General features: G+C 55.6%; 25 protein-coding genes. 3 read left to right on the top strand and 22 right to left on the bottom strand.

The window, feature by feature from the left end; genetic code table 11:
• Positions 1-3 precede the first annotated feature (3 nt).
• The 14 genes from pssA to yabP all read right to left on the bottom strand — a co-directional run bounded on the left by pssA (position 4) and on the right by yabP (position 12,352).
• Complete coding sequence (gene pssA, locus BLQ99_RS03405; RefSeq protein WP_093688152.1) at positions 4-507, bottom strand: CDP-diacylglycerol--serine O-phosphatidyltransferase; 504 nt, start codon at positions 505-507, stop codon at positions 4-6.
• Positions 508-527: 20 nt separating this feature from the next.
• Positions 528-932: a thioesterase family protein gene (locus tag BLQ99_RS03400; RefSeq protein WP_245690233.1), complete on the bottom strand. Its 405-nt coding sequence runs from the start codon at positions 930-932 to the stop codon at positions 528-530.
• Positions 917-2,842 carry an ATP-dependent zinc metalloprotease FtsH gene (gene ftsH, locus BLQ99_RS03395; RefSeq protein ID WP_093688148.1) on the bottom strand — a complete coding sequence of 642 codons (1,926 nt, stop codon included), beginning with the start codon at positions 2,840-2,842 and terminating at the stop codon, positions 917-919. Before ftsH ends, BLQ99_RS03400 begins: the two co-directional genes overlap by 16 nt.
• A 139-nt stretch (positions 2,843-2,981) precedes the next feature.
• Entirely contained in the window at positions 2,982-3,521 is a 540-nt protein-coding gene (gene hpt / locus BLQ99_RS03390; protein ID WP_093688146.1) for a hypoxanthine phosphoribosyltransferase, read from the bottom strand.
• Positions 3,515-4,924: a tRNA lysidine(34) synthetase TilS gene (tilS, locus tag BLQ99_RS03385; RefSeq protein ID WP_093688144.1), complete on the bottom strand. Its 1,410-nt coding sequence runs from the start codon at positions 4,922-4,924 to the stop codon at positions 3,515-3,517. Before tilS ends, hpt begins: the two co-directional genes overlap by 7 nt.
• Entirely contained in the window at positions 4,905-5,357 is a 453-nt protein-coding gene (locus BLQ99_RS03380; protein WP_093688142.1) for a threonine/serine exporter family protein, read from the bottom strand. Before BLQ99_RS03380 ends, tilS begins: the two co-directional genes overlap by 20 nt.
• 12 nt (positions 5,358-5,369) lie before the next feature.
• A complete protein-coding gene (locus BLQ99_RS03375) occupies positions 5,370-6,131 on the bottom strand; it encodes a threonine/serine exporter family protein (protein ID WP_245690232.1) in 762 nt (253 codons plus the stop codon).
• A gap of 175 nt (positions 6,132-6,306) precedes the next feature.
• Entirely contained in the window at positions 6,307-8,748 is a 2,442-nt protein-coding gene (gene spoIIE, locus BLQ99_RS03370; RefSeq protein ID WP_093688138.1) for a stage II sporulation protein E, read from the bottom strand.
• 157 nt (positions 8,749-8,905) lie between these two features.
• Positions 8,906-9,850 carry a Ppx/GppA phosphatase family protein gene (locus BLQ99_RS03365; RefSeq protein ID WP_093688137.1) on the bottom strand — a complete coding sequence of 315 codons (945 nt, stop codon included), beginning with the start codon at positions 9,848-9,850 and terminating at the stop codon, positions 8,906-8,908.
• A gap of 76 nt (positions 9,851-9,926) precedes the next feature.
• Positions 9,927-10,346 (bottom strand): S1 domain-containing RNA-binding protein, encoded by a 420-nt coding sequence (locus tag BLQ99_RS03360; RefSeq protein WP_093688135.1) that lies wholly within the window; start codon positions 10,344-10,346, stop codon positions 9,927-9,929.
• A gap of 108 nt (positions 10,347-10,454) precedes the next feature.
• On the bottom strand, positions 10,455-10,751 hold the full coding sequence (locus tag BLQ99_RS03355) for an FtsB family cell division protein (RefSeq protein WP_093688133.1): 297 nt from the start codon (positions 10,749-10,751) through the stop codon (positions 10,455-10,457).
• An 80-nt stretch (positions 10,752-10,831) separates the two neighbouring features.
• The gene (gene yabQ / locus BLQ99_RS03350; protein ID WP_093688131.1) at positions 10,832-11,308 is read right to left on the bottom strand and encodes a spore cortex biosynthesis protein YabQ; all 477 of its coding nucleotides are present in this window, start codon (positions 11,306-11,308) and stop codon (positions 10,832-10,834) included.
• 4 nt (positions 11,309-11,312) lie between these two features.
• A complete protein-coding gene (locus BLQ99_RS03345) occupies positions 11,313-12,041 on the bottom strand; it encodes a lytic transglycosylase domain-containing protein (protein ID WP_093688129.1) in 729 nt (242 codons plus the stop codon).
• A gap of 29 nt (positions 12,042-12,070) precedes the next feature.
• Positions 12,071-12,352, bottom strand: a complete 282-nt coding sequence (gene yabP / locus BLQ99_RS03340) for a sporulation protein YabP (protein WP_093688127.1) — start codon at positions 12,350-12,352, stop codon at positions 12,071-12,073.
• Positions 12,353-12,466: 114 nt separating this feature from the next.
• On the opposite strand from yabP, the gene BLQ99_RS15135 reads away from it, so the two are divergent.
• Complete coding sequence (locus tag BLQ99_RS15135; protein WP_245690231.1) at positions 12,467-12,847, top strand: hypothetical protein; 381 nt, start codon at positions 12,467-12,469, stop codon at positions 12,845-12,847.
• A gap of 1 nt (position 12,848) precedes the next feature.
• On the opposite strand, the gene BLQ99_RS03330 is transcribed toward BLQ99_RS15135, so the two are convergent.
• The 5 genes from BLQ99_RS03330 to BLQ99_RS03310 all read right to left on the bottom strand — a co-directional run bounded on the left by BLQ99_RS03330 (position 12,849) and on the right by BLQ99_RS03310 (position 19,257).
• Entirely contained in the window at positions 12,849-14,060 is a 1,212-nt protein-coding gene (locus tag BLQ99_RS03330) for a Ger(x)C family spore germination protein (RefSeq protein WP_093688125.1), read from the bottom strand.
• Positions 14,061-14,101: 41 nt separating this feature from the next.
• Positions 14,102-15,310 carry a Ger(x)C family spore germination protein gene (locus tag BLQ99_RS03325; RefSeq protein WP_093688123.1) on the bottom strand — a complete coding sequence of 403 codons (1,209 nt, stop codon included), beginning with the start codon at positions 15,308-15,310 and terminating at the stop codon, positions 14,102-14,104.
• Positions 15,294-16,406 carry a GerAB/ArcD/ProY family transporter gene (locus BLQ99_RS03320; RefSeq protein WP_093688121.1) on the bottom strand — a complete coding sequence of 371 codons (1,113 nt, stop codon included), beginning with the start codon at positions 16,404-16,406 and terminating at the stop codon, positions 15,294-15,296. The genes BLQ99_RS03325 and BLQ99_RS03320 overlap by 17 nt, the downstream gene beginning before the upstream one ends.
• Positions 16,407-16,505: 99 nt before the next feature.
• Positions 16,506-18,161 (bottom strand): spore germination protein, encoded by a 1,656-nt coding sequence (locus BLQ99_RS03315; RefSeq protein ID WP_093688119.1) that lies wholly within the window; start codon positions 18,159-18,161, stop codon positions 16,506-16,508.
• 112 nt (positions 18,162-18,273) lie between these two features.
• Positions 18,274-19,257 carry a SpoIID/LytB domain-containing protein gene (locus BLQ99_RS03310; RefSeq protein ID WP_093688117.1) on the bottom strand — a complete coding sequence of 328 codons (984 nt, stop codon included), beginning with the start codon at positions 19,255-19,257 and terminating at the stop codon, positions 18,274-18,276.
• A gap of 306 nt (positions 19,258-19,563) precedes the next feature.
• Here BLQ99_RS03310 and BLQ99_RS03305 point away from each other — a divergent pair, with 306 nt between their 5' ends.
• On the top strand, positions 19,564-20,763 hold the full coding sequence (locus BLQ99_RS03305; RefSeq protein ID WP_093688115.1) for an iron-containing alcohol dehydrogenase: 1,200 nt from the start codon (positions 19,564-19,566) through the stop codon (positions 20,761-20,763).
• Positions 20,764-21,121: 358 nt separating this feature from the next.
• Here the strand turns inward: BLQ99_RS03305 and pstA are convergent, their stop codons facing one another.
• The 3 genes from pstA to BLQ99_RS03290 all read right to left on the bottom strand — a co-directional run bounded on the left by pstA (position 21,122) and on the right by BLQ99_RS03290 (position 23,959).
• A complete protein-coding gene (gene pstA / locus BLQ99_RS03300) occupies positions 21,122-22,000 on the bottom strand; it encodes a phosphate ABC transporter permease PstA (protein WP_093688198.1) in 879 nt (292 codons plus the stop codon).
• Between the two features lie 57 nt (positions 22,001-22,057).
• Positions 22,058-22,951: a phosphate ABC transporter permease subunit PstC gene (gene pstC, locus BLQ99_RS03295; protein WP_093688113.1), complete on the bottom strand. Its 894-nt coding sequence runs from the start codon at positions 22,949-22,951 to the stop codon at positions 22,058-22,060.
• Between the two features lie 153 nt (positions 22,952-23,104).
• Entirely contained in the window at positions 23,105-23,959 is an 855-nt protein-coding gene (locus BLQ99_RS03290) for a phosphate ABC transporter substrate-binding protein (RefSeq protein WP_093688111.1), read from the bottom strand.
• Positions 23,960-24,186: 227 nt separating this feature from the next.
• On the opposite strand from BLQ99_RS03290, the gene BLQ99_RS03285 reads away from it, so the two are divergent.
• The gene (locus BLQ99_RS03285) at positions 24,187-25,965 is read left to right on the top strand and encodes an ATP-binding protein (protein WP_093688109.1); all 1,779 of its coding nucleotides are present in this window, start codon (positions 24,187-24,189) and stop codon (positions 25,963-25,965) included.
• The last annotated feature ends 73 nt before the right edge of the window (positions 25,966-26,038 follow it).

Here is a 26,038-nt window from a genome sequence, read left to right as displayed (position 1 = left end):
AAATCACCATTTCGGCACCCGCAGCGTCGACACCATCAGGCCGGCCAGCACCAATAACACCAGCGCCTGCACTGCTACCGGCAAGAAATCGCCGAGCAGAGCCGTACCGGCCAATAACGGACCGGCGGCGGTAATGGGCAGGCCGACAAAATAGCCCCGCACATTCATGATGTTGAAGCGGGCCAGGCGCAGCGCGCCGCAAATAGGAAACAAAGCGGCTAAAAGATAGCCGCTCCAGCCAAGTAAGCTAAAATTCAGCATATAGTCAATTGTAGCAGGCGCTACGCCGAAGGATACCAAGTCGGCCAGCGAATCAAGCTCTTTGCCGAATTCACTAGTCGCGTTAAGCCGGCGGGCCACCCGCCCATCAAGGCTGTCAAACAGAGCCGCCCCAAGGATTAAGGCTGCCGCCAACGTCCACATCCCGGTAAAGGCCAGCATAATAGCGAGTAAGCCGGCAAAAAGGTTAACGATGGTTAGCAGGTTGGGGATCCATTTACGCGACATAGCTGTCCCCCCACTTTATCCTAAATACCGCTGCCTGCTTTGGCAGCAACTTTTTCCAGAAACGAAGCTGTTCTAATAATATAGCGCTCGTGCCGCCCCTCGCCGACCTTTTCCCGGTCGTCATAGGCCGCTACGGTGAAGACCAACCGTTTACCGGCTACTTCCACCAGTTCAGCCGTAGCCCGTACGGTCATGCCGACCGGCGTTGCCGCCAAATGGTGCATATCCACCCTGGTGCCTACCGTACCTTCCCCCGGCGCTAAACAATTGGCAACGGCGGCAATCGCCGCCTGTTCCATAAGAGCTACCAGCATCGGCGTGGCAAACACGGCGGCGCCGGCGTTACCGAACCGTTCGGCTGTGTTGTCTGGCGTCACTTTAATTGTCGCTTCCCCTTTTAGACCTACTGTTAGCGTCTGCGCCACGGCCAATCACCATCCCGTCGAGAAATGTAGACAATCTTCGGCCCTGTCCCGTCATCCGGCCCGGTCTGGGCGTTTTGCGGAGCCGTGTCCGACTCTTTTTCGTCAGACGGATTTTCAGTAATTTTCCCTTCTTTGAGGAGTTGCTCCAATTCTTCACCTTCGAGCGTTTCCCGTTCAAGCAGCGCTTCAGCAATGAGGTGGAGCTTATCCATATTGCTTTTCAACATTTCTTCTGTCTTGGCATAAGCGTCTTCAATAATGCGGCGTACTTCCTTGTCAATAGCGTAGGCCACTTCTTCGCTATAGTTGCGGTCGCGGGCAATATCGCGGCCCAGGAAGACCTGTTCCTGGCGCCGGCCGAAGGTAATGGGACCGAGCACTTCGCTCATGCCGTATTCGGTAACCATCTTCCGCACCAGTTCGGTGGCCCGTTCCAAATCGTTCTGAGCGCCGGTGCTGATTTCGCCGAGCACAAGGGCTTCGGCCACCCGGCCGCCAAGCAGTGTTTTAAGCTGGTCTAATAGTTCCGACTTGGTGGCATAGTAGCGGTCTTCCTTAGGCAGCATTAGCGTGTAGCCGCCGGCGCGGCCGCGGGGGATAATAGACACCTTATGCACCGGGTCGGTATGGGTCAGCAGCATGCCGACCAAGGCATGACCCGCTTCATGATATGCCGTTAGCTTCTTTTCCTTGTCACTGATAACCCGGCTCTTGCGCTCCGGTCCCGCTACCACCCGCTCAATCGCTTCTTCCAGTTCGGGCATTTCGATGCGCTTCTTGCCGCGGCGGGCGGCGAGCAGCGCCGCTTCATTGACCAGATTGCTCAGGTCGGCGCCGGTAAATCCGGGCGTGCGGCGGGCCAGGATCTCGAGATTAACTTCTTTGCCCAACGGCTTACCGCGGGTATGTACTTTCAAGATCTCGAGCCGGCCTTTGACATCCGGCCGGTCAACGACAATCTGGCGGTCAAACCGCCCGGGGCGCAGCAGCGCCGGGTCCAGGATGTCCGGGCGGTTGGTGGCGGCGATGATAATAATCCCCTCATTGACGCCAAAGCCATCCATCTCAACCAGCAGCTGGTTGAGGGTCTGTTCGCGCTCATCGTGACCGCCGCCCAGGCCGGCGCCACGTTGACGGCCGACAGCATCAATCTCGTCGATGAAAACGATGCAGGGAGCGTTCTTCTTCGCCTGTTCAAAAAGGTCGCGGACGCGCGACGCGCCGACGCCGACAAACATTTCCACGAAATCGGAGCCGCTGATGCTGAAAAACGGCACTCCCGCTTCCCCGGCTACCGCCCGGGCCAGCAGCGTCTTGCCGGTACCCGGCGGACCGAAGAGCAGCACGCCTTTGGGAATGCGGGCGCCTAAATCATTGAACTTCTTAGGATGCTTGAGGAACTCGACAACTTCCTCAAGCTCCTGCTTGGCTTCATCAGCCCCGGCTACATCCTTGAACGTGACCTTGATCTTGTCTTCGGTGTGCAGTTTGGCCCTGCTCTTACCGAACGACATCACCCGGTTGCCGCCCCCCTGGGTCTGCTGCATGATGAAAAACCAGACGCCTATAAGCAGCAGCATGGGGAGGATGGATGAGAATATCGTCGTCCACCAGGGCGGTTGGGGCGGTTGTTCGGCCTTTATATCCACTCCCGTTTCCCGCAAGGTGTTAATCAGGGTCGGGTCGTTGGGAGCAATGGTCGTAAACTCTTGTCCGTCCTTGAGCTTCCCGCGGATGGTGTTTTCCACGATGGTTACGCGCTCCACCTTTTTCTCTTCTACCTGGCGCAGAAACTGGGTGTAGCTTATTTCCTGCTTGTTAGTGGTGCGCGACGAGTAATAGTCAATTATCGAGATGGCGATGATGATAATCAACAAATAGAAACTAACGTTGCGAAAAAATTTATTCAACCAGTAGCCCTCCTCTCGCTGGAGCAACACAAGGAATAACCCAAGGACGTTCCATAGGAAATTATTATACCACAAAATAGCAAATGTGGCAACGAAGCCCAGACCGGCGGGGCGTTACACTGTAAATTGTATTCACCGCTCAGTTTTTATAGGCCTCCGGTTTTAGTATGCCGATAAAAGGCAGATTGCGGTACTTTTCCGCGTAATCCAGGCCATAGCCGACCACGAAATGGTCGGGAATGGTAAAGCCGTTGTAGTCGACCTGCACGTCCACCTTGCGCCGCTCCGGCTTGTTAAGCAGCGTACAGATCTTGATGCTGGCCGGCTTGCGGGAGCGCAGGTTGTCGAGCAAGTAGTTAAGCGTCAGACCGGAATCAATGATATCTTCCACAATCAAAAGGTGCTTGCCTTCCACGTCTTCGTCCAGGTCTTTAAGGATCCGGACCACGCCGCTGGAAGTAGTGGATGCGCCATAACTGGAAACGGCCATAAAATCGAGCGCGACCGGCACATCAATCGCACGGGCCAGGTCGGCCATGAAAATAACGGCGCCCCGCAGTACGCCGATCATTAAAATTTCTTTGCCGGCATAGTCGGCGCTGATTTGGCGGCCCATTTCCCGGATACGGGCGCTCAATTGCTCAGACGAAAGTAAAACTTCCTGAATGTCCTCTAACACGTAATTTCCTCCTGCCTTATTAAAGTAAGCTGTAAAAACCGGCGCGTCGCGCCATCAGGCCGTCCCCGCGCAGACTGCCGGTAACCGGCTACCCACAGGATGCCGTCCTGGTCGCAAATGAGCGGCACGTAGTCGCGCTCGGTACGCGGCACTTTAGCGTCAATAAAAAATTCTTTAAGTTTTTTGCTCCCCTGCATGCCAGCGGGCCAAAACCGGTCGCCGGCAACGCGGGTGCGCACCACGAGCGGCGGTGACAATGCCTGCCAGTCAAACACCGCTGTTAGGCGGCCTGACGCCGCCGGCCTCGCGTCATGCAAAGCGGCGACAACGATTAGGCCAAGCTCCGGCACTTCGGTCACCCCGGGAACGGTAAGCGCGCGGCCGGGCGGCGCAATGCCAACAGCTGCCCTTGCACCGTCCTCAGTATGGTCGACCGTTGCCAGTCCATCATAAGTCCGGACGAATGACAATCCCCCGGGCAGGGTAAACAAACTGCCCACCTTGCCGGCAAGCGCCATCTCTAACAATTTTTCCACATGCCAAAAACTTATTCCTGTCAGGCTCCCCCGTTTTTTTTCGATGGCCAGCCGTAAAACTTCCCGCCGGAGCGCAGCCGGCAGCGCCGCAAGGGCCGTACTGTCCAGCGCCAGCCTGCCCTCGGTCTCCCTTGCCACATGCGTGTAGGCATCGGCGGCGCACTGCCGGAGAAAATCATGCTGGTCGGCCATAATTTCCGCCAGCCGGGCAAGGTTTTCCCCGATAGCCGGATTGTACTCGCGCGCCAGTAGCGGCAGCAGTTCCAGGCGCACCCGGTTGCGAAGATAGTCGGTGTGCAAATTGGAACTGTCCAGGCAAGGCGTCAGGCCCGCGGCCGCGCAATAGGCCTCGATTTCCTGCCGCGTTACGCTCAGAAGGGGACGAATGATACCGGCGGCGGCCGGTTGCATTCCTCTTAAGCCCCTTGGTCCTGCGCCGCGCAAAAAATTAATCAGCACGGTTTCGGCCTGATCGTCGCGGTGATGGCCGGTGGCAATTTTCGCCCCGCCCAGGCTATCGGCCACCTGGCGCAGAAAAGCGTAGCGTAGCGCCCGGGCCACCTCCTCGGTTGAACCGCCGCGCTCCGCCCGCACGCGCGGAACATCGATCGCCGTTACCCGGCAATCAAGGCCGAGCTGCCGGCAAAAAGCGCGCACAAACTCTGCCTCCCGCGCCGATTCGGCGCCGCGCAGCATGTGATCGACATGGGCGACGACCAAATCGAAGCCATAGGCTGGCTGCAGCCGGTGTAAAATATGAACAAGGGCCAGCGAATCGGGGCCGCCGGAGCAGGCGGCCACCACCCGGTCGCCGGCCGTCAGCAGCCGGTGCCGCTCCACCCAGGTCTTAACCTTTGTCAATAGCATTCGCGTTCGCCACCCTATAATTTATCACCAGCCGGTACACGGTCGCACTAAGGAAAATCCCAAAAGCAATAGCGCCGCCGGTCAGCATGGTGTGCATGGCCGTCGCTACTCCCTGTCCGTACTGGCCTTCCACCATGTAACGCATCGCCGTATAGGCCTCCCGGCCCGGCACCAGCGGCAAAAAGCCGGGAATGGCAAAAATGGTGGCCGGCTTTTTCATGAGCCGGGCCAAAAATTCGGATAAAAAGCCGACAGCGACACTGCCGACAAAAGCGCCAAAAATAACATTCGCCCCGCTGATTATGGCGACGTAGTAGACCAGCCAGACGACGGCGCCGGTAAAGCTGCCATATAACAGCAAGTGGCGCGGGATGCGGTACAGCACCCCTACCGCCGTACCCATTAGAAAAACAGCGGCAAGTTTTATCACCATAGCCTTCCCCCCCTATACCGATATCGCGAGAACGATAACCACGCCCATCGCCACCGCTACCGACGTCAGGGCCGCCTCCAGTCCGCGCGACAAGCCGCTTAGCAGATCGCCGGCGATAACGTCGCTAATGGCGTTGGTAATTGCCACACCCGGCACAAGGGGGATGATGCCGCCGACAATAACAATATCCCGGCTGATCTGGGGCCACAGCCAATTGACCATCACGCCGGTAAGCGCCGCCGCCATTGCGCCAAGGAACTCGAAAGTGAAACGCACGCCGTGCAGCCGCGATACAATGTGGGCGATATACCTCACCAAGGCGGCCGCCAGGAAAGCAAAGCCGGCTTCGCCCGGACCGGCGTCCTGGAGAACGGCAAACCCAGCGCCGACTACGCCGGAAGCGATTACCGAAGGTCCGAGGGAAAAGCCGCTCCGTTCCTTGGCGATGTGCTGTAGCAGGCTTTGGGCCGCCTCGTAGTCCAGCCGGTGGTCAGCCAGCCGCCGTGACAGTTCATTGACCTTGGCGATGCGGTCCAGGTTGATCGTGCGGTTATAGACGCGCCGCATCGTCGTTAGGGAATTGCCGGCGCCGTCGGTCACGGTGACAAACACGCCGGTTGGAATGGCAAAACTTTCTACTTTGGCGGCCCCGCATGCGCGGGCCATGTGAACCATCGTCTGCTCCACCCGGCTTGTTTCGGCGCCGTTTTTCAGCATGACTTCGCCGGCCAGTATCACCAGGGCGACAATTTTCTCCAAAGAGATACCGTTCACCTGCTCACCGTCCCGTAACGTGGTCGAACTTCCTGCTATACCCTCTATTCTCCCGGCTCCGAACAATTTCCTGCTTAGATTTTTCACTGGCGATAGTCTGTCCCAATCGGGCGATTTTATCATGGCAAAGAAAAAGGCCCCCAATGGGGCCGACATTATCCCTGATAAGCCATACTTACTGGACCAAAGGTGACCGGTCGCAAATTTTTGCTACCAGTACCGTCATGTCATCCCGGAGTTTGGCGCCTGATAGTTCCTGCGCCTGGCACAGCAGTTTATCGGCGATTTCCTGCGGCTCAACGCTTGCCGTCCGTCGCAGGAAGTTAGCCACCCAATTCTCTTTGTCCGGACCGCGGTAAGGCGCATCTGCCACCCCGTCACTGACCATTACAATAATATCGCCGGCCGCCAGCTGGACCTCAACCGGGTCGAACTCAATCTGGCTCAAGATGCCAATCGGCAGTGAAGCCGACTTAATGGTCGCAACCTCCCGCACCCGTTTGACAAAACTGGGCGCCGAACCGATTTTGAGAAATTCGGCTTCCCCCGAATAGGTATCAATAATCGCCATATCAATGGTAGCAAAGGTCTCGTCCGGCGAACGGAGTACAAGCATCGAATTGACCGTCTTTACCGCCAGATCGACGTCAAAACCGGCAGCGAGCAGGCGCTGGAGAAACTTGACCGCCCGGCCGCTTTCCGTCGCCGCCTCGTTGCCGCTGCCCATGCCGTCGCTGAGCACGAGGGCCACCCGTCCGCGGCTGAGCGGCATTACCATGCAGGTATCCCCACATACCCCCTTTGTATCTTTGGCGGCTGACGCCATGCCAGTGAGCACCTGGTAACTTTGGGCGACCTGCATGGTCAACCGGCACTTTTTCCGCCGCATGGCATTGCCGCACTCGGCATGGAGGGTCATCTTCTCATGTAGCAGGTTGGCCGCCAGCGGCAAGAGGGTATTAAGACACTCCCGGGCGCCGCTGCAAGGATGTTTGCAGATCTCTACCGTAGCTCTGGCGCCGATGCCGCTTACCCGCACCTCGTCGACCGGACATTCGATTAAGGCGGCCTTGTCCTTAAGCGACCGGGCCATTTCCTCGTCGGTCTGCGGCTGGCGGCGAATTTCCTGGACCAAATTGGCAATGACGGCGCCGGCGGCCTTGATCTGTTCGCTTACTATCCGGCGGCTCTGCCCGATTTTTTTGTGCCAGAAGGCGGCAGTGCGGCTGCGCTCGGCCACCGCGGTGACCGTCTCGGCCACCTCCTTACGCCGGACGCAACTGTCCCTGAGCGGTTTCGGCAAACTGCCGGCCGTGAGCGCCCCCGTCTCAGCCAGCGCGAGCGTATCCAGCATCGCCTGATAAGTACGGTAAAAATCGTGGTCCCAACAGGCGGACCGCCGCTCGCAGGGGCCGCATACACGCTCGCCGACCGTAGCTAGCAGGGCGGTCAGCTCATTGTGGCGCATTTCCCCCTGCACGTCGTCGGAAAACTCACCCAAGGCGCCGGCCAGATCATGAAACAGTTCGGCCAGACAGGTCAATTTAGCAGCGGCCGCGGCCAGCCGCTCGCTGTCTTCATCAAAGCCGGCTTCTCCGGCCGTAGCTTGTCCGGACTGCCACCACGCCAACCGGCGCGCCGGTACAACCAATAGCAGGCCCCCGGCCACCGCTATCTCGGTAAGAATTGTCACCAATTTTAGCGTATCCCCAAAATAAAGCACCGTCAGGGCGCTCCCCAGGACAAAGCCACCGATTACGGCAAACTTGCCCAGCAGGCGCACCAGGCCGGCTGACAACCCGGCCAGGGAATAGAGGGCTATAGCCATTGATGCATTGCCATCACTTAGCCCCACTACCAGACCTACGGCGACGCCCGCCGCTGCGCCCAGTCCCGGACCCCCGGCCAGGGCGAGCGCCATAACGAGCAGGCTGCCGGTCATGTTGCGCAGGCTGTAGCCCCACACGCTGAAATCGCCGAGACCGGCAACGGCGACGGCCAGAATAATGACGGCGTAGAGAACGCCTTCACCGGCAAGCGCGCCAGGCCGCCGCGCGATAAATAGCGGCGTCCCGTAGGCGAACAGACACGCGAGGACCATACACAGGGCGGCATCAAACAGAACCAGCAGGACGCTGTACAGAGTGGCCTGCTGCCAGGCGACAAAGGCCAGACCGCTTAGGGTTACCGAGGCAAAAAAGAAGAGCGGTATGGCCAGCATTTTGCGTTCGAGGCGCGATAGCTTGTCCGCCAGACGCAAGTACAGCACAATCGAAAAACCGTAAACGCCAGCCTCGGGATAATGGCCGGCCGATAGCACCCCGGCCGTCGCCCATAAACCGGTGATAAAGGCGCGCTGCGGCGCCGTATGGGCAACGGCTGCAAAAAAGGCTAAGCCAAAGGGCGCCATTTCGCCTAGAATGGAAACGCGAGCCAATAAAAACGCCAAAACGTTGACCAGAAGGTAGTCGGGGCGTACAATTGACAACACAAATTCGCCCAGACGACGGAAGATGCGTGACCGGGATATTTTTCGCGCCGGCCGGCCGGGCGCCGTCGCACGGCCAGGCGCCTGTACTGCCTCCGATGGTAAAGTAATGACTGATACTTTTGGCATATTTTCCACCCCTGCTCAGTTGTCGTATTATTATTTTACAGAAAATTCCAAGTAAAACATGTCTGAATAAATACTGCCACGAAAAAAAATTCCGACATGGAGTGGGCGAAAATACAAAAAAACTACCTGCCACAAATCCGGCCGGTAGTAAAAACAATTACAGGATCGGCAGTTTCTTGTCGAAGCGCCAGGCGCCATGGTAGACAGCCAGGTAATTAACTACCCCTTCCAAAATATCCTGTTCGCTGACCGTGACGCCGTCGGCGCCGAACCGTTTGACAACAGCCGCCAGGATGGCGGCGCCATAGACAATAATGTCGGCCCGCTCGGGCTGCAGTCCCGGTACACGCCGCCGCTCATCCAGCGACAGGGCGGCCAGCTCTGCCAATAGGCTTTCAATATCGCCGAGCGTCAGATAGAACCCGTGCACTTTTGCGCTGTCATACACCGTAAGCTGCTGCTTAATCGCGGCAAGCGAGGTTGCCGTACCGCCGACGCCAATCAGCCGGGACGGCCAAGGCAGTCGCGGTGCAGCCGCCAGTGCGGCGCCAATATAGTCATTTACCGCCGACAAATCACTGACCACCCCGCCCTGCCCGGCAGGAAAGAGTTCGGCTAGCCGGACGGCGCCAAGCTTCAGACTTTCGGCCACCTGAAGTACCTCGCCTTGCCCGTAGGCCAATTCAGTACTGCCGCCGCCAATGTCGACGACAAGGCAACCACCAGGCCCAGTGTCGCCGAGCATCGCCCCGGCGTAGGCAAGGCGCGCCTCGGTCATGGCGTCGAAAATATGCACCTCCACTCCCGCCAAATCGCGGCACAAATGCGCGAACCGCAGGCCGTTAACCGCTTCCCGCACGGCGCTGGTAGCAAAGGCCACCACTTCGTCGGCGCCGCGGGCGCGGGCGGCGCGGACCATATCCGCCACCGCCCGCACGGTACGCGCTATGGCGTCGGCGCTGAGGGCGCCGCTATGTTGCACGCCCTGGCCTAAACGCGTGCTGGCCAGGTCCCTGTAGAGCGGGTGGAGCCGCCCGTCCCGCCACTCGGCGACCAAGAGCCGCACCGAGTTTGTGCCAATATCAATCGCCGCTTTGATCATAAATTCACCTGCTTTACCCTTTTTACTTTTTTATGATAAAAAGAGCATTCCGAAGAATGCTCCTTAAAATCTATTCCTACTCCGCCCGGCGGGCGCTGCCGCGTCCTCCCCGTTTGGACTCGGTATTACGTTTTAAATCGGAAAGGCGGTCTTCACTGTCGCGCAAGAATTTACTCAGTTTATCTTCAAATGAGAGGGAATGCTGTCGGCTGTGACGCCGGTCGTTGACAGGTGGTTTTCTTGATCCCTGCGGCGAGCTGGGCGCCTGCAGTTGCCTGATAGACAAGCCGATTTTGCCGCGTTCATCGATGGACAGAACCTTAACTTTTACCCGGTCCTGCTCCTTCAGGAAATCTTTGACATCCCGGACGTATACATCTGCAACTTCCGAAATGTGCACCAATCCAACCTTTCCTCCCGGCAGTTCGACAAAGGCCCCGAAGTTCGTGATCCCTGTCACCACTCCTTCAACCACGCTGCCAACCTCAATGGACATGCTAATCAAATTTCCTCCTTAAAACTACTAGTGTTTTTGCAACCATATTATACCCTCGACCCGAAAAATGTGTCAAGGAATGTTGCCGCCACGCAAAATATTACAAACCTAATTGCGTCCGGCCGGAATGAACGGCACTTCGCCCGGCTTGACAAGTCCCAGTTCCTCGCGGGCCAGTTTTTCCACATAGGCCGGCGTTGTCAGGCGCTGCCGCTCTTCCTGCAAAGCCTTGTTCTGCTGTCGAACCTCCTCCAACCGGGCCCGGGTTGCCGCCGTTTCCTGGCGGATAGCGGCAAGCTCGGTATACTGACCGTACAGCACATAGCCGAAATAGCCGATCAGCCCCAGCATTACCAGTCGGAACCAATTAAGACGATATTTTTTCCCTTGCTTTGGCTGCGCCATTACTACCCACCACTTTAGTGAGATGTTATGTTTTCATATTCGCGACGGCGAGGCAAATTCCTCTTTCTGGGAATATAAAATCAGCCTGGCGGCGGAACATTTTCCTCCGGCGGCGGGCCCGGCGGCCGGCGCAGACTGCCAGCCAGCCGCACAACATAGCCAAACGGCAACCACATTACTCGCACTACCAAAACAACAGGTTTAACCAAGAGCCACAGCAGGATTAAGCGCATCCACCGCATAACGGCGGCGACAGTCCGGACCAGGCGCATCAATAAATACCTGACCGGACGGCTGAGCAAGCGATAATAGCCGGCGGCGCCCGTCACCAGCGCCAGGAAGACATACAGCCTGAGCTCACCGCCGTTAGCCCCCAGCAGCGCCACGAAGGTGACGGCGGCGGCGACCAGCCAGTAGGCCAGATCGCCGATGGCGGTGATAAACCACCGGGGCTTGAAACAGCTGTGTAGCACCCGGTAAAAATCAAATAACAGGCCAAGCAGCATGCCGGTCAGCACCATCGTTGAGAAAGCGCTGGCCTGGACGTTTATTTCCACGTTCTCACCCCCATCGCCAGGAGCGGTGCAGCTTATACAAACACTGCGCCAGTACGGTCAGCATAAACAGCGTCAGCGCCAGAAGCCAGCCCAGTGCGCGCCGCGCCCGGTTCCACGTTGCGCCGGCCGCTTCAACCGGCATAGCCGGGGAGTGCATTTGCTCCCAATAGTTGATAATCCGCGCGACATACTCCTGTGTTTCGGCATAGGGTGGTATACCACCGTAATAATCGACGGCGCCCGGCCCGGCATTATAAGCGGCCAGCGCCAGATCCAGCCGCCCCGGATACCGCCCGGCAAGTTCTGCCAGGTATGCCGTTCCCACCCGGATGTTAAGCTCCGGGTCGTAAAAGCACTCGCGCGTGCAATCGCCCGCATGCCGGCCGGCGCAGACCTTGATCCGCGCGTTAACCTGCCGCCAGGTATCGGGAATAATCTGCATCAGCCCATAGGCGCCCGCCCGCGATAGGGCTTGGGGCTGAAAAGAGCTTTCCGCCTGAATGACAGCGGCGACAACCTGGGCGCTTACCCCGGCGGCGCGGGAATGGCGGTTAATCAGGTCGGCGTAGGGAACGTTTTTCACCGGCTGCCACGTCGCAGCCGCGGTGTTGAAACGAATAGCAGCCGCCCGCCGGCTGTAATCGGCCATCCACCACGCCAGGCCATAGGCTGCCGCTTCCAGCGCCAAAAGGCAGAGAAGCAGACACCACAATTTAATCAGCAGGCGGCGCAAGGCTTTTCTCCTTTCGCGAGCTTTGGGCCTTACTTAAGCAGCCGACCGAGCAGCCCTTTCTTGTTCTTCGTCTCTTCGTCATAGGTTAGCGACTTGATCATGCCCTCGACCGTAATATTGCCTTTGTCAAGACTAAGCTGTTTGATATCGAGCCCTTCACCCTTGATAACCAGCGTGCCCCGTTCTGTTTCCATTACAATTTCGTGTTCATCATAGCTTCCGAGGCCAACAACGCCTTCGACCGTCAGCTCCTCCCGGTCAACCAGGGTGACTTGGTGTCGCCACTTCGGCGTTTTATCATCTATCGGCATACCCTTCCCTCCTCGCAACGCATCTCATTGATGTTTATGAGGAAGAGAGGTAAAAAATTACCAGTCTTTCGACCCTGGAAATTAGTAAGTGGAAAGTGGTGGCAATTTATTGGCATGAACACTTTAGCGGTATATTTTATCCGATTGGGTCTTGGTTTTGGCCGCGGCATGATATTTTGCGGTTGCTTGGTCAAAAATAATCTTGGTCGGGCAATGGAAAAACAGTTTAGGGCCGAAAACAAACCGGAAAGGAAAATTACCATGAGTATCGACATGTACACCGTCTGGCAAAAACTAGCCTACCTGATCGTACATAAAACAACGCTCTGGCTGCTTTTCGTCCTCCTTGGCACTGCCCTGGCCTCATGGCGGCTGGCCGTAGTTCTTGACAAGCATAATGCCCGGCAACGGGAAGCCGCCCTGGCACGCAAAACGGCTGTAGGGTATGCCGCTACAGCCGTTATCCTGTGGCTCCTGAGCGTGGTTTTAGGGTAACTTACTTATGTTCGCCGATATTGCGGATAGTTATATTGACGGACACTACGAGCGGAACGGTCGGATAGATCTCATCCCACCGGTCCTTAATTTTTGCCCATATTTTGGGCTTATAGGCCTTTAATTTACCGGCGAAACGGTGGGCATCCACCCCCAATTTCTGGCAAACGTCCAGAGAATATAAAACATTGCGCTTCACTTCTTCGGCAAACAGCCCTTCCAGTTTCCGAATGTAGTCAGGGTCCGTGCTGTCATGGCCGGAACACTGCACCTCGCCGATATTGCCCCGCATGGCAATGTCCAGCGTAAAATAAATATTGTCACCTTCGGCATGGGGCTCGAGTTTGGTATCCTGGTCAAGCAGCTCAAAGACCAGTATTTCCCCGGGGTGGTCCGGGCAGCCAGCCGTTATAATGGCCGCTTTTTCGCTGCCGTAGATAAATCGCAACCCTTTTACACCATATTCGTCTAGATACCCGGCAAATTTATCTTTTTTAAACAGTGCCTGGCCGCCCAGTTTCACCATATTATCAGCCAGCTCAATCCGCGGCATGATTACATCGACCTCGGCATCAATATGCTGGGAAATATACCCCAGGTCAGCCCGTGCGGTCGCCACATGCACATTTTTCGGGTGGAGGTCAGCCATTTTGGCCAGGAATATCCCGCCCGGCTCGCCGCTGGGCGGAATATACTCCAAAAGCGGCTGCGCTTGGCCCGAGGTAAGATAGGCTTTAATCCGCCAACGCGCTTCCCCGTCGCGGCGGAAAAAATCGAGGATAGGCGCCAGGCCGCCGGCTTCTTTTACCGCTGCCTCACTAATAATAATGGTCTGGATATGTTCAAAATACAGACTCTTGCTGCTCTGCCCCAGCGTATCGCGGATCATTTCAAAGATGGACTGGCCGGTGTTGGAAAGGACAAAAGTTTTTCCTTCGCCTTCCTTTTCATCCCCTTCGCCGCCTGACACCAGACGCAAAACCTGCAAGCTCAGGCGGTAGCGCTTGGCGCCGTGGGGCTGGACAAAAGTTTCGGTCCGGGTTACCGCCCCGCCTTGGCTGCCCTGCTCCCCGGCATCGGCCACATCAATCGCTGCGGCCAGGACAAAACTCCTGTCCTGCAGTTCCCGCCGGTCCCAGCACCCGGACAGCAGTATGGACAGACAGATGATTGCCAAATAGCCGAAGACTCGTCTACTGACTTTATCCTTCATAAAATCCCCCGCTTTTAATGCCAGGTGCAAGCAGCACACTGCTATTTATGGGAGCCGATATTACGGATGGTCACATTGACTGATACGACCAGCGGAATGGTCGGGTAAATTTCATCCCACCGGTCTTCGATTTGTTTCCAGACGTTGGGCTCATGGGCCTTTAATTTTTTGCTGAAGGTCAGCGCGTCAACCCCAAGGGCTTGCGACACCTCCTTGGCGTACAGGACCGACCGCTTCACCTCTTCGGCAAACAATAGCTCGAGTTTACGGATATGGTCAGGCTTCGTGGTATCGTGGCCGGTGCCCTGGATCTCGCCGATATTGCCGCGCATGGCAATGTCGAGGGTAAAATAAATCTTGTCGTCCGCCACATGGGGCGTAAGTTTGGTGTCATGGTGAAACAGCTCAAAGGCCAGCACTTCCCCGGGATGGTCCGGACAGGTCACGGAAAAAACGGCCGATTTTTCGGTGCCGCGGATAAATTTTAGGCCCATAGCAGCGTATTCATCGACATAACCGACAAATTTATCCTTTTTAAACGCTGCAAGCCCGCCTGCCTTTACGACCTTGTCAGCCATTTCAATCCGCGGGATGATGACATCAGCGTTATTGTCAAGCATCTGGGCAATATACCCGAGGTCGGTACGCGCGCCGGCCACATGGATATTGCGGGAGTGAAGCTGGACAATCTGGGCCAGATATACCCCTCCCGGTTCACCGGTAGGCGGCTTGTATTCCAACAGCGGCCGCGCTTCGCCTGGTGTGATGTATATCTTAATGCGCCAGCGCATTTCCGCATCGCGGCGGAACAGGTCAATGATCGGGGTCAAGCCGGCCTGCTTAACCGCCGCTTCACTGATCACGATGGTCTGGATATGCTCGAAATACAGGCTTTTGCTGGTCTGTCCCAGCATGTCGCGGATCATTTCAATGATTGATTCCCCGGTATTGGAAATAACATAGGTCTTGACCACCGCCGCTTTCTTGGCCTCCGGTTCAGCCGCCGCTAACCGCAATACCTGTAGACTTAAGCGATAACGCTTGGCGCCATGGGGCTGGACAAAGGTTTCCGCCCGCTTTACCGCCGCAGCTTGGCTGCCCTGCTCCCCGGCATCGGCCACATCGATCGCTACGGCCAGGACAAAATTGCGGTCCTGCAGTTCCCGCCGGTCCCAGCAGCCGGTAAGCAGTAAACAAAGACAGATAATGGCCATATAGCCCAGGGCGCTTTTCTTAACCGCACCGTTCATGCCATCGCCGCTTTCGCCGCCAGGCCAGGACCAGGGTCAGCGGCACGACCGCCAGCGAAAACCCGAGCCCCAGCCAGGTCGCTATTTTGCCCATTGTCTCGTATACTTTAAAACCGGTCAACAGTTCATTGCCGAAATATAATAGCGGCGCCAGCGCCATTACCCATGGCCGGTGGTCGGTATAACCATAGCGCCGCATACAAATCTGGGCCAAGATAAACAGTATGACGGCCAAAGTATCAAATACCACCGGGATCCAGGCGAGGACCAGATAGTTTTCCAGGCGTTCAATAAAAGTGCCGGGCAGTTCGATCCCGCGAATGACCATTATGGGCGGATAGATCGCATTCTGCGCGCTCGCGGCGGTCAATACCCCGACAATAATAATCATGATCATTACAAAGACCAGGCCCATACATCCGAACGCCCCGCCCACGGCCTTTTCCGGGCTGATTTTGCCCCGGGCCACTAACGGCAAGAGGAACAGAATGATTTCATAACCGCTGTACAGGTCCCAACTCTTCAAACTCGCGGCCAGTACCCCGCTGACATCTTCCGGCAGCAGCGGGAGCATGTTTTCCGGTTGGAAATTCAACAGACCAAGCAGCCATATGCCAACTATCATAGGGACAGCAATAAAAAACAATAAATGCAGCACCCGCAAGATGGTCCCCCAGTCCTGCAAGGCGCAGTAGGCGCTGACCGCCAGTATGCCCATGGACACTATTCCCGGCGGCGTCCGGTCAAAGAGAATAAAAGTGATTGCCTGGCTGAAGCCATGCAGGATCAGGGCGAAAACAAGCATATAAGTTAAACTGAACCACCAGATAACGATGCCGCCGCCCCACCGTCCCCACAGCCGCGGCATGTATTCCACCATTGTTTCCTCCGGGAACTGCTTGCCCAGCTTGACCATCAACCAGGCAGCCCCGTAAAAGACGAAACCGCCCAGCAGGACGCTCAGCCAGGTGGCCTGACCGGCCTGTTTAATTATTGCCGCCGGCATTATGATGATTTGCGCGCCGATCGCGGTTGTGGCCACGACAAGGCCGAGCTGGATCGCCGACATTTTGCTTTTCGCTTCCAGATTAGCCAATGTATTTCACCACCTTGTCCGCTTCTGCGGCCGGATTTTTTGGCGCCAATACTGATTAAATCAAGTTTAACGTCCCTGCCCGGTGAATTTTACTGCCAGTTAACCATGGCCGCCCCCCATCCTGGTCCGCTCCTGGGGGCCCAGTTCTTTGGGCCGGGCCCGCAAAAATTTCACAGGAAACCGCACCAGCATATCCTTCCAGTCTTCGAGCAGCGTAATATCCAGCGTGCCCCCGAGGTACGACTCGCCAAAACTGCGCAGCGAACACATATGCGTAGTAATTGCCAACACCCCCAACATCACGCCATATAACCCCAAAACTGACGCCAAGATTAACAGCGGTACCCGTAATGACCGGAGGGCCATGCTAAAGTGATAAGAAGGCATGGTGTAGGAGGCAATGGCGGTGGTGGCGATAACGACCACCAGCAGCGGGTTGACCAGCGCCGCCTGGACAACGGTGGTGCCGATGACCAGACCGCCGACTACGCCGGCGGCGCCGGCGAATTTGTTCGGCAGGCGGATAATGGCTTCCTGGAAAATTTCCAGTAAAATCTCCATCATGACCGCCTCTAGCAGCGACGGAAAAGGCGTCCGGGCCCTGAGTTCGGCAATGGAAATGGCCAGCGTCGTCGGCAGCATCCCGGGGTGAAAAGAGACAATGGCAATATAAAGCGCCGGCAGGTAAATCGCCAGAAACGCCGACGCATGGCGGGTAAGGCGGATGAGGCTGGCCACGGTCGGCCGGGCGGTATAATCATCCGTGCTTTGCAATAAATTGGCGTAGGTGCAGGGAACAATCAAGGAAAACGGGGTGTTGTCCACGATGATGCCGACCCGCCCTTCATACACCGCTGCCACCATTGTTTCCGGCCGTTCCGTGACCTGCGCCTGGGGAAACGGCGTCCAGGGGTGGTCGCTCAAAGCTTCTTCCACCGTTGTTGATAATATGACACTGTCTACTTTTATCAGGTTTAACCGGCGCTCGACCTCTTCCACCAGGCCGGGTTTAACTAAATTGGCGACATACACCAGGGCAATGGCCGTTTTGGTCCGTTCCCCCAGCTTCAGGACGCGGATTTTGACGTTGGGGTCGCGGGTACGGCGGCGGATGAGCACAATATTGTCACTAAGCGTCTCATTAAACGCATCCTGGGGCCCCCGCACCACCCCTTCGCTCTTGGCTCCTTCAACCGTGCGTTTCACATGCTTGACGGTACCAATGGTGAACGCCTCTGCGATGCCGTCGACCAACAGCAGCGCGTTGCCGGTCATGACGGCCTCAATGGCCTCGCTGGCCTGGTAAGTCACGGTTAAAGACGCGGAAGTCAAAAATTGATTAACCAGCGCGCCGGGATCAACGCTAACCTGCCCCCCCTGCCCGGGGGTCATCAGTGTTTCCAGGACGTTTTTTTCCAGCAGGGTAAGGTCGGTCATCCAGTTGAGATAGACCAACAACGCCTGACGCTGGCCGGCCTTAAAGGCGCGGTACTTTATATCGTCGCAGTCGCGGAAAATAGCGCGGAGCAGCCGTTCATTTTCGGCCAGCACCGGCGTAAAGATAAAGGGCTCGTCCGGCGGAGCGGCAACCTGACGCAGCTCGGCAACGACCTGGCTCAATTCTTCACCGATTTCGGCGCTTTCGGCCGTCAGCCGGCGCAAACGGGCCAGTTCTCTACCGGCCTCCGCCAGGGAAGCTTCAGGTAACCGGGCCGATAATTTTTTTACTGGCCGGCATTGTTCGTCCTGCACCATATCCCCCCTTTCCCCTTGGTATTTTCCGCATTTTATGGGAAGCTTATACCAGAACACGTCTTTTAAAACCGTGATATAAGCAGCAAAGCCGGGGTCTTGCCCCGGCTTTACGTTATTGCCAGCGTTTTTCGATTGTAATGCCCCGATAATAGTGGCCGATAATTTCTTCCGGCTTCTTGCCTTCTTTGGCCAGTTTGTGGGCGCCCCACTGGGACATGCCTACCCCGTGGCCGTAGCCTTTGCCGGTAAAGGTTATGCTGTCTTCGCTTACTTCCACCTTGTCTAAGAGCAGCGACTTCAGTTTCGTGCTGTCCAGGGCTACCCGCAGTGCCGGCCCTGATACCTGCACGTTCTTATTGACGACAAAGGCGGTCGTCCGTCCGGACGGCCCTTTCTGGCCAATTTCCAAACTGTCGATGCGGTCGACGCGCTGGCCGACCTTGGCCAGGGCAGCCCTCACCTCTTCCTTGGAAAATGTCACTGTCCAGTTCTGTACGTCGGGCGGCGCCAAATCGTCGGGAGACTGGACGCTCTGGATGTAGGGCGGCTCGGGGTCCTTGTAGTCAAGGCCCTCTTTGGCCGTAGCCGTCACCCCGCCGGCGCTGGCGTGAAACCATGTTTTCGCCGGTTTGCCCTGATAGGCAATAATCATGCCGCGGGTCATCTGCACCGCCTGCTTGACCCGGTCATTGACGGCGGCGGCATTATACGCCTGAAATTCTTTTATATCGGTTGACGCCTGCGTGCCTCGTGCCGGAACGCCGCCTTTCGTCTCGATGGCCTCCACGGTAAAAGTGCGGGCGATAATGGCCTGGGCGGCCAGTGCTTCAACCGGCCAGTCGTTTTTCATTTCCCCGGCCACAACCCCGGCGATGTAATCTTCCATTTTCATGGTCTTCTTTTCACCGGTCTCATGCATATAAACCGTTATATCCGGCTCCGCCCCTTGCACGGCCTGTTTTTGGGGTGGTGGCGACGGCGGCGCGGGCTGCGGTTTTGGCTGGGGCGGCTTAAACAAATTGCAGCCACCAAGCACTAAGGCAACTGCCAATAAAAGCACCGGTAACCAAAACCATTTCTTCCACATTTTTGACATATGGTGCACCTCCTCACCTCTTAGTATGGCAGAAGACAAGTAAAACATGTGGTTTAATATTATTTTTATCACCCTACGCTTCCTACGATCCTCGGTAAATTCCCAGGGATTGCAATTGCTATTGCAATTCAGCAGCATGACATTTTGTGAAAACTGGTACTTTTTTGTTTTTTAAATGCAAAAACATTGATATTAACTTTTATCAGTCTAAAATAGTTATTTTTTTCACAAATTCAGATTTGGCAAATTTCCTCCAACCGTATATGCTCAAATTAAACACATTAATTTTAAAAAAGAGGTGCTACTATGTGGGAAAAAAGCATCGACATTAACCTTATCAGTGAAATTCGCGCTAAAACAACGGTGTATTTCGGTGTAGGCGCCATCGGTAAAATGACCGATATCGCCCAAGAATTGAGCAAAAGGGGGATTAACAAAGTCGTTGTTGTAACAGGCAAATCTTCACATATTAAAACAGGTGCATGGGATAAAGTAAAGCAGGCTTTAGACGCTGCCAACATCGCCTATACTCTCTACAGCAAAGTAACCCCTAATCCAACTGTCGATCAAGTAGATGAAGCGACACAGCTTGCGCGCGCTTTTGGCGCTCAAGCCGTAATCGCCATCGGTGGCGGCAGCCCGATTGACGCCGCGAAAAGCGTAGCCATCCTTTTAGAGTATACTGATAAAACGGGCAGAGACCTTTATGAATTTAAGTTTACACCCGTTAAAGCAGCGCCGATTGTTGCGATAAATCTGACGCACGGCACCGGTACTGAAGTCGACCGCTTCGCCGTGGTCAGCATCCCGGAAAAAGAATATAAGCCTGCCATTGCTTATGACTGCATTTACCCGCTATATGCGATTGATGACCCCGCACTAATGACAATGCTTCCGGCCGATCAAACAGTTTATGTAACAATTGATGCCGTTAACCATGTTGTCGAAGCAGCTACAACCACGGTAAATAATCCGTTTGCCATTAGTCTGGCGCGTGAAACAATCAAATTAGTCGCCGAATACCTCCCCCGGGCAAAACAAGATCCGCAGGATTTACAGGCGCGCTACTTCCTCCTCTATGCTTCCCTGATCGCAGGCATCTCCTTCGACAACGGTCTGCTGCATTTTACGCACGCTCTTGAACACCCCTTGAGCGGCGTCCGTCCCGAGCTTGCCCATGGCAAAGGGCTTGGCATACTCTTGCCTGCCGTAGTCAAACAAATTTATCCTGCCAAAGGCGCCATCCTGGCAGATATTTTGGCGCCGATCATCCCTGGCTTGACCGGGGCAGAAACCGAAAGCCACAAAGTATACACTGCCTTGAAAGAATGGCTTAAATCGATGGGAATAAACGCTTGCTTGGCCGATGAAGGCTTTGCGGCTGGCGATATTGATAAACTAGTTAAACTCGCCTTTGAAACCCCCAGCCTTAAAACCTTGTTAGATCTGGCGCCTGTGCCGGCGACACCGGAAGTCGTACGCAATATATATAACGACGCATTGTAATTTTGGTTAAAAACCCCAATTGCCAGCTACTGGCAATTGGGGTTTTATTAGTTACGTTCCTAGGCCCTAAATTGGCTGACAATTAAACCGCATTAAACCGCCAAGACTGCTAAACCGCCTTGCATTCGGCTCACAACAATTTCCCCGAGCCCATTTCCCGCCATCCTTGCACCACGATAGTAGCTTTTGCCTGATGCCGTCCATAGTATCCCCCACCAATATTGTTTGGGGTAGATACTACCATTATTTTCTTGGACTTTGACGGCACTTTACCATAACTTAACATTTCTTAACACAGTTTTAAGAACTGCATAGGTGGAAAAAAGGCCGCGAACAGGGTATTTTCACGACCTTTTTCCTATTTCCCCTTTAGTTTTCGCTGCAGCAAGTGCCCCGGAATAGTAAACATAAGATTAAAGGCCAAAATGGCAATAATCAGCAGGGCGCCGATGCCGTTGGCAATCTCGACCCGGTCCGGCACCAAACCGACAGCCATGACATACCACATGTGCACGGCCAACGTCTCCCCGGCGGCCAACGGGTCAAAATCCGGCAGATGGCGTGATACGGTCGTCCCGGCGGTAAAAATGAGGATCGCCGTTTCGCCCAACGCCCGGCCGGCAGTCAACGTAATACCGGTAATAATGCCAGGCAGGGCGTTTGGCAGCACCACCTTCCAAATCGTCTGCCACTTGGTGGCTCCCAGGGCCAGGCTGGCCTCCCGATAGGACGCCGGCACGGTACGGATCGCTTCTTCCGTTACCCGCACCAGCACCGGCAGGTTGAGGAGGGACAGCGTCAGCGCGCCGCCGATGATACTGAAGCCCAACCCCAGCATATTAACAAAAATAATCATGCCAAACAAGCCGAGGACAATAGACGGTACGGTGGCGAGGCTTTCCGTGCTGAGACGGATAACATCGGTAAGGCGGCTGGCGGGCGCATATTCGGCCAGGTAGATGCCGGCGCCAAGGGCTACCGGAATAGAAAACAGCATTGATAAGAAGAGAATATAAAACGAATTGAAAAACTGCGGCCCCACCCCGCCGCCAGCGCGGATGTCGCTGGGCATGCCGGTGATAAAGTTCCACGACAGTACCGGTACGCCTTTATACAAGATATAAGCAAGAAAAGCAGCCAAAATTCCCAGAATAACCATCCCTGCCAGCCACATAATCGCATTAGCCAATCTATCAATAGCACGGGGGTTTGTTAGGCGTTGCCACACGACAATCATTCCTTTTAGCGGTATATGCACGGCACAATAACGATCACCTTCGACAGAGCGTTCCATTTATACCGCCCCCTTTGCCGCCACCCGGCGAATAACCAGGATCATGGCTAATGACAGGAGCAGCAGCACCAGCGCCATAAGAAAGAGCGAATTACCCCAAGCCGTACCAAAGGGAGTGTTACCCATTTCAACCACAATTTCGCTGGTCAGGGTAGAAGTCGGCATAAATAACGACTTGGCCAGCTGTGGCGTATTACCAATCACCATCTGCACGGCCATCGTCTCGCCGACCGCCCTGGCCATGGCCAAAATAACCGACGTCAATATGCCAGGCAGCGCCGCCGGCAGGATAACGCCGGTAATCGTCTGCCAGCGGGTAGCCCCCAGCGCGAGCGAGCCTTCCTCCAGCGCCCGCGGTACGGCGCGAATGGCGTCTTCCGAAATGCTGATAATCGTCGGCAAAATCATAATGGCCAGAATAACGGCGGCGGCCAGCAGGCCAAAACCGGTGTTGACGCCAAATTGCACGCGGATAAACGGTACCAGGACGGTAAGACCCACAAAGCCGTAAACAACCGAGGGAATGGCCACATAGAGGTCGGTGGCCGGGCGCATAATTTCCCGGAGCCACGGCGGCGCGATTTTGGCCATAAAGATAGCGCCGGCCAGGCCAAGCGGCGCACCAAACAGCACCGCGAGCAGCGTTACGTACAGGGAACCGGCGATAAAACTGAGGGCGCCGTAATGATTTTCCGTAGGATCCCACTTGGTCGACAGGAAAAATTCCCCGGGCTCCACGTCTTTAAAGGTGAGCAGTCCCTGCTGTCCGACAAAGATAATAATGGACAGGATGATGACGGTCATTAAGAAGGCGCTGGCAATAAACAAGTAGCGCACATAACGGTCGTAGGCCAGTTTTAAGCTATGTTCTTTGGCATTGACCAAAGTCGCCATGTCATTCACACTCCGCTCTAAATCAAAAGTTCCTCATGGCTATTATAAACACCGCCGCTCCTGCCTTTGTTAATAGAATGTTAACTTTTCGTTAAAAATTGCATGATTTACAGGAAAGCCAAAAACCGCGCCAGAGGCGCGGCTGTTGGTTTCCTATTTCTTCATCTTGGTAATCGGCAGGAAGCCGTTTTTCTCGACGTAAGTTTCCTGGAATTCTTTGCTCATGACGTAGTCAATGAATGCCTTTACCGCGCCGGTCGGCTCCCCTTTGGTATACATGTGCTCATAGGCGAAGACCGGGTAGGTGCCATTAATTACGTTTTCCGGCGTATATTTTACCCCGTTATAAGCCAGCACTTTTACGGTATTGTCGGCATATGGAGCATCGACATAGCCGATGGCGCCGGGAGTGCTGGCAATGGCGGCCCGGACAGCGCCGTTCGAGTCCTGGATAACGGCATTGTCAGTAAAGGCGGCACCTTTCAGGACGACTTGGGCAATGGTCGCGCGGGAACCGGAAGATTTAGCGCGGTGAATAATGGTGATTTTCTGGTCTTTACCGCCGACTTCTTTCCAGTTGGTGATTTTGCCGGTGAAGATGTCGATATATTGCTGCTGCGTCAGGTTGTCGACCGTCACGTCAGGGTTAACGATAAACACGAAAGGTGCTACGGCAACTTTGTGGTCAACCAGACCTTTGTCTTTTAGTTCAGGGGGAAGCTCGACATCGGAGTTGCCGATATTGACTGACCCTGCGGCCACTTGGTTCATACCGGTAAAGGAACCGCCGCCGGCGATGTTAACGGTAACTTTGGGGTGCTTCTTTTGGAATTCTTCCTGGGCGGGCTTCAAGAGCGGCAAGAGGGCCGTTGAACCCGAAGCGGTGACCGTGCCCTGCAGTTCACCTGTCTTGGGCTCGCTTTTCTGGCCGCAGCCTGCCGCCAGCGATACGCCCAGCATAAGGGCCAGCGCCGCCGCCAGCATTTTCGGTTTACGGAACAAATTCATAAACAAGACCTCCTGTACCTGTTTTTATTAGTTTGTCTTCATTTTATTAGTTTGTCTTCGCACTTTCATTATAAAACCGTTCTGCAATCGTTGTGTTAAACCAATGTTAACGCTATGTTAAATTGCCGGACAGGGAGGCCGTAAGCTGGTCACCCTATAATATAGTCATAATTGCACACAAATCCAAAATACTGTAGTATTATTGTTAAAAACAGGAGTATACCGCCATGTTTCGCTTTAGTTTACGCAACCGGCTCATTTTTTCGTTTTTGCTGCTCATTATTCTTACTTTGGCTACCCTTGGCAGCTATATTCTCTGGTTTGTTCACAAGTATAACCTTGAACGCCTGACCGGTAATCTGTTTACCCAGGCCCAAATCACCGAACAGCTGCTGCGGGTCCATATAAGCGGTCCGCCAGCGGAAGCCGACCTTGACGCCATCGCCAAAGAGCTCGGGGCCGAGGTCGACCTGCGCCTCACCATTATCGACCCTAACGGTGTCGTACTGGCCGACTCACGGGAAAACCCGGCCCTGATGGAAAACCACTTGCACCGGCCTGAAATCGCCGCCGCGCTGGCCGGCGGCCGCGGCACGGCTATCCGCCACAGCACTACCTTGGACGAAAACCTGCTGTATGTAGCTATTCCTATGCGAAGCGGCAACGAAATCATTGGCGTTGTCCGTCTCTCCACCACCCTGTCCCATGTGGAAACGGCCTATAACCGGATTCGGTCGGCGCTGCTCGCCGCCTTTGTCGTTACTACCCTGCTCGCCATCGCCTTCAGCATCCGCCTGGCCCGCAAGTACACGGCGCCGCTGGAGGAAATCACGGACGTAGCCCGCCTTATTGGCGAAGGGCAACTCGATAAACGCGTTCATATCAAGACCGGCGACGAAATCGAAATTTTAGGCCATACGCTGAACAACCTAGCGGCGCGGCTCGATGACAAGCTAAAGGAAATCGTGGCGCAAAAACATAAGCTCGAACTCATCCTCCAGCATATGGATAATGCCGTTCTCCTGCTTGACCGCTATGGGCGGGTGACTGACTTCAACCTGCGGGCCGCTTCGCTGTTTTCCATCACCGGCGCCATGCTGGGCCAGCACAACATCCAGGTTATCGGCAACAGTCTGCTCGATAAAGCCGTCCGGGAAACAGTGGCTACCGGTGAAAACCGGCTGATTCAGCTCCGCACCAACCTTCACGGCGCAAAACGCGTCTTTCAGGTCTTTCTTGCTCCCCTTGGCGACGAAGGCGGCGGCGTCCTTACCGTCTTTCACGACATTACTGCCCTGCAGGAAATCCATGAGCGGCAGGCCGAGTTTGTCGCCAATGCCTCCCACGAACTTAAGACACCGCTGACGGCAATCAAGGGTTTTGCCGAGACCCTTCTCGACGGCGCCATCCGGGAGCCGGCGCTGGCCGCCAAATTCGTTACCATAATTCATGGCGAGGCGGAACGTATGAACCGCCTTATCGCCGATCTTTTGCAACTGGCCAGTTTGGACGCCCGGACAACCGGGCAGCAAACCCGGCTTGAGCCTACCGATATATATAAAGTGGCGGCCACCGTTGTCGAGGAGCTATCGGCCCAATGGCGGGCCAAAAAGCTGTCCGTGCTGCTTGATGCGCCGGCCCAGCCACTGGCGGTTATGGCCAACCCTGATTGGCTGAAGCAGGTGTTTGTAAACCTGCTCGATAACAGCATTAAGTATACGCCGGACGGCGGGAAGGTGCTGCTGAAATGGTGGCAGAATAGCGACAAAGCCGTCTTCATGGTTCAGGACTCCGGGATAGGCATCCCCGCCAAAGACCTGCCTTTTATCTTTGACCGCTTCTACCGCGTCGACCGGGCCCGTTCCCGCAGCGCCGGCGGCACCGGCCTCGGCCTGGCTATCGTCAAACATATCATCGAAACCCTGGGCGGCAAAATTGACGTCACGAGCGAGCCGGGCGCCGGCACCACCTTCACCTTCACCCTGCCATTGGCAAAAGCCCAATAAAATAAGAAAAATCCCCTTAAGATGACGAAGCTTAGCCCATTGTAACAAATGGGCTTTTTTAACGCCGTCTACC

This window comes from Sporolituus thermophilus DSM 23256 (genome assembly GCF_900102435.1).
In the GTDB taxonomy this organism is placed as follows: Bacteria; Bacillota; Negativicutes; order Sporomusales; family Thermosinaceae; genus Thermosinus; species Thermosinus thermophilus.
This window is presented reverse-complemented; position numbering and strand designations above follow the sequence as displayed.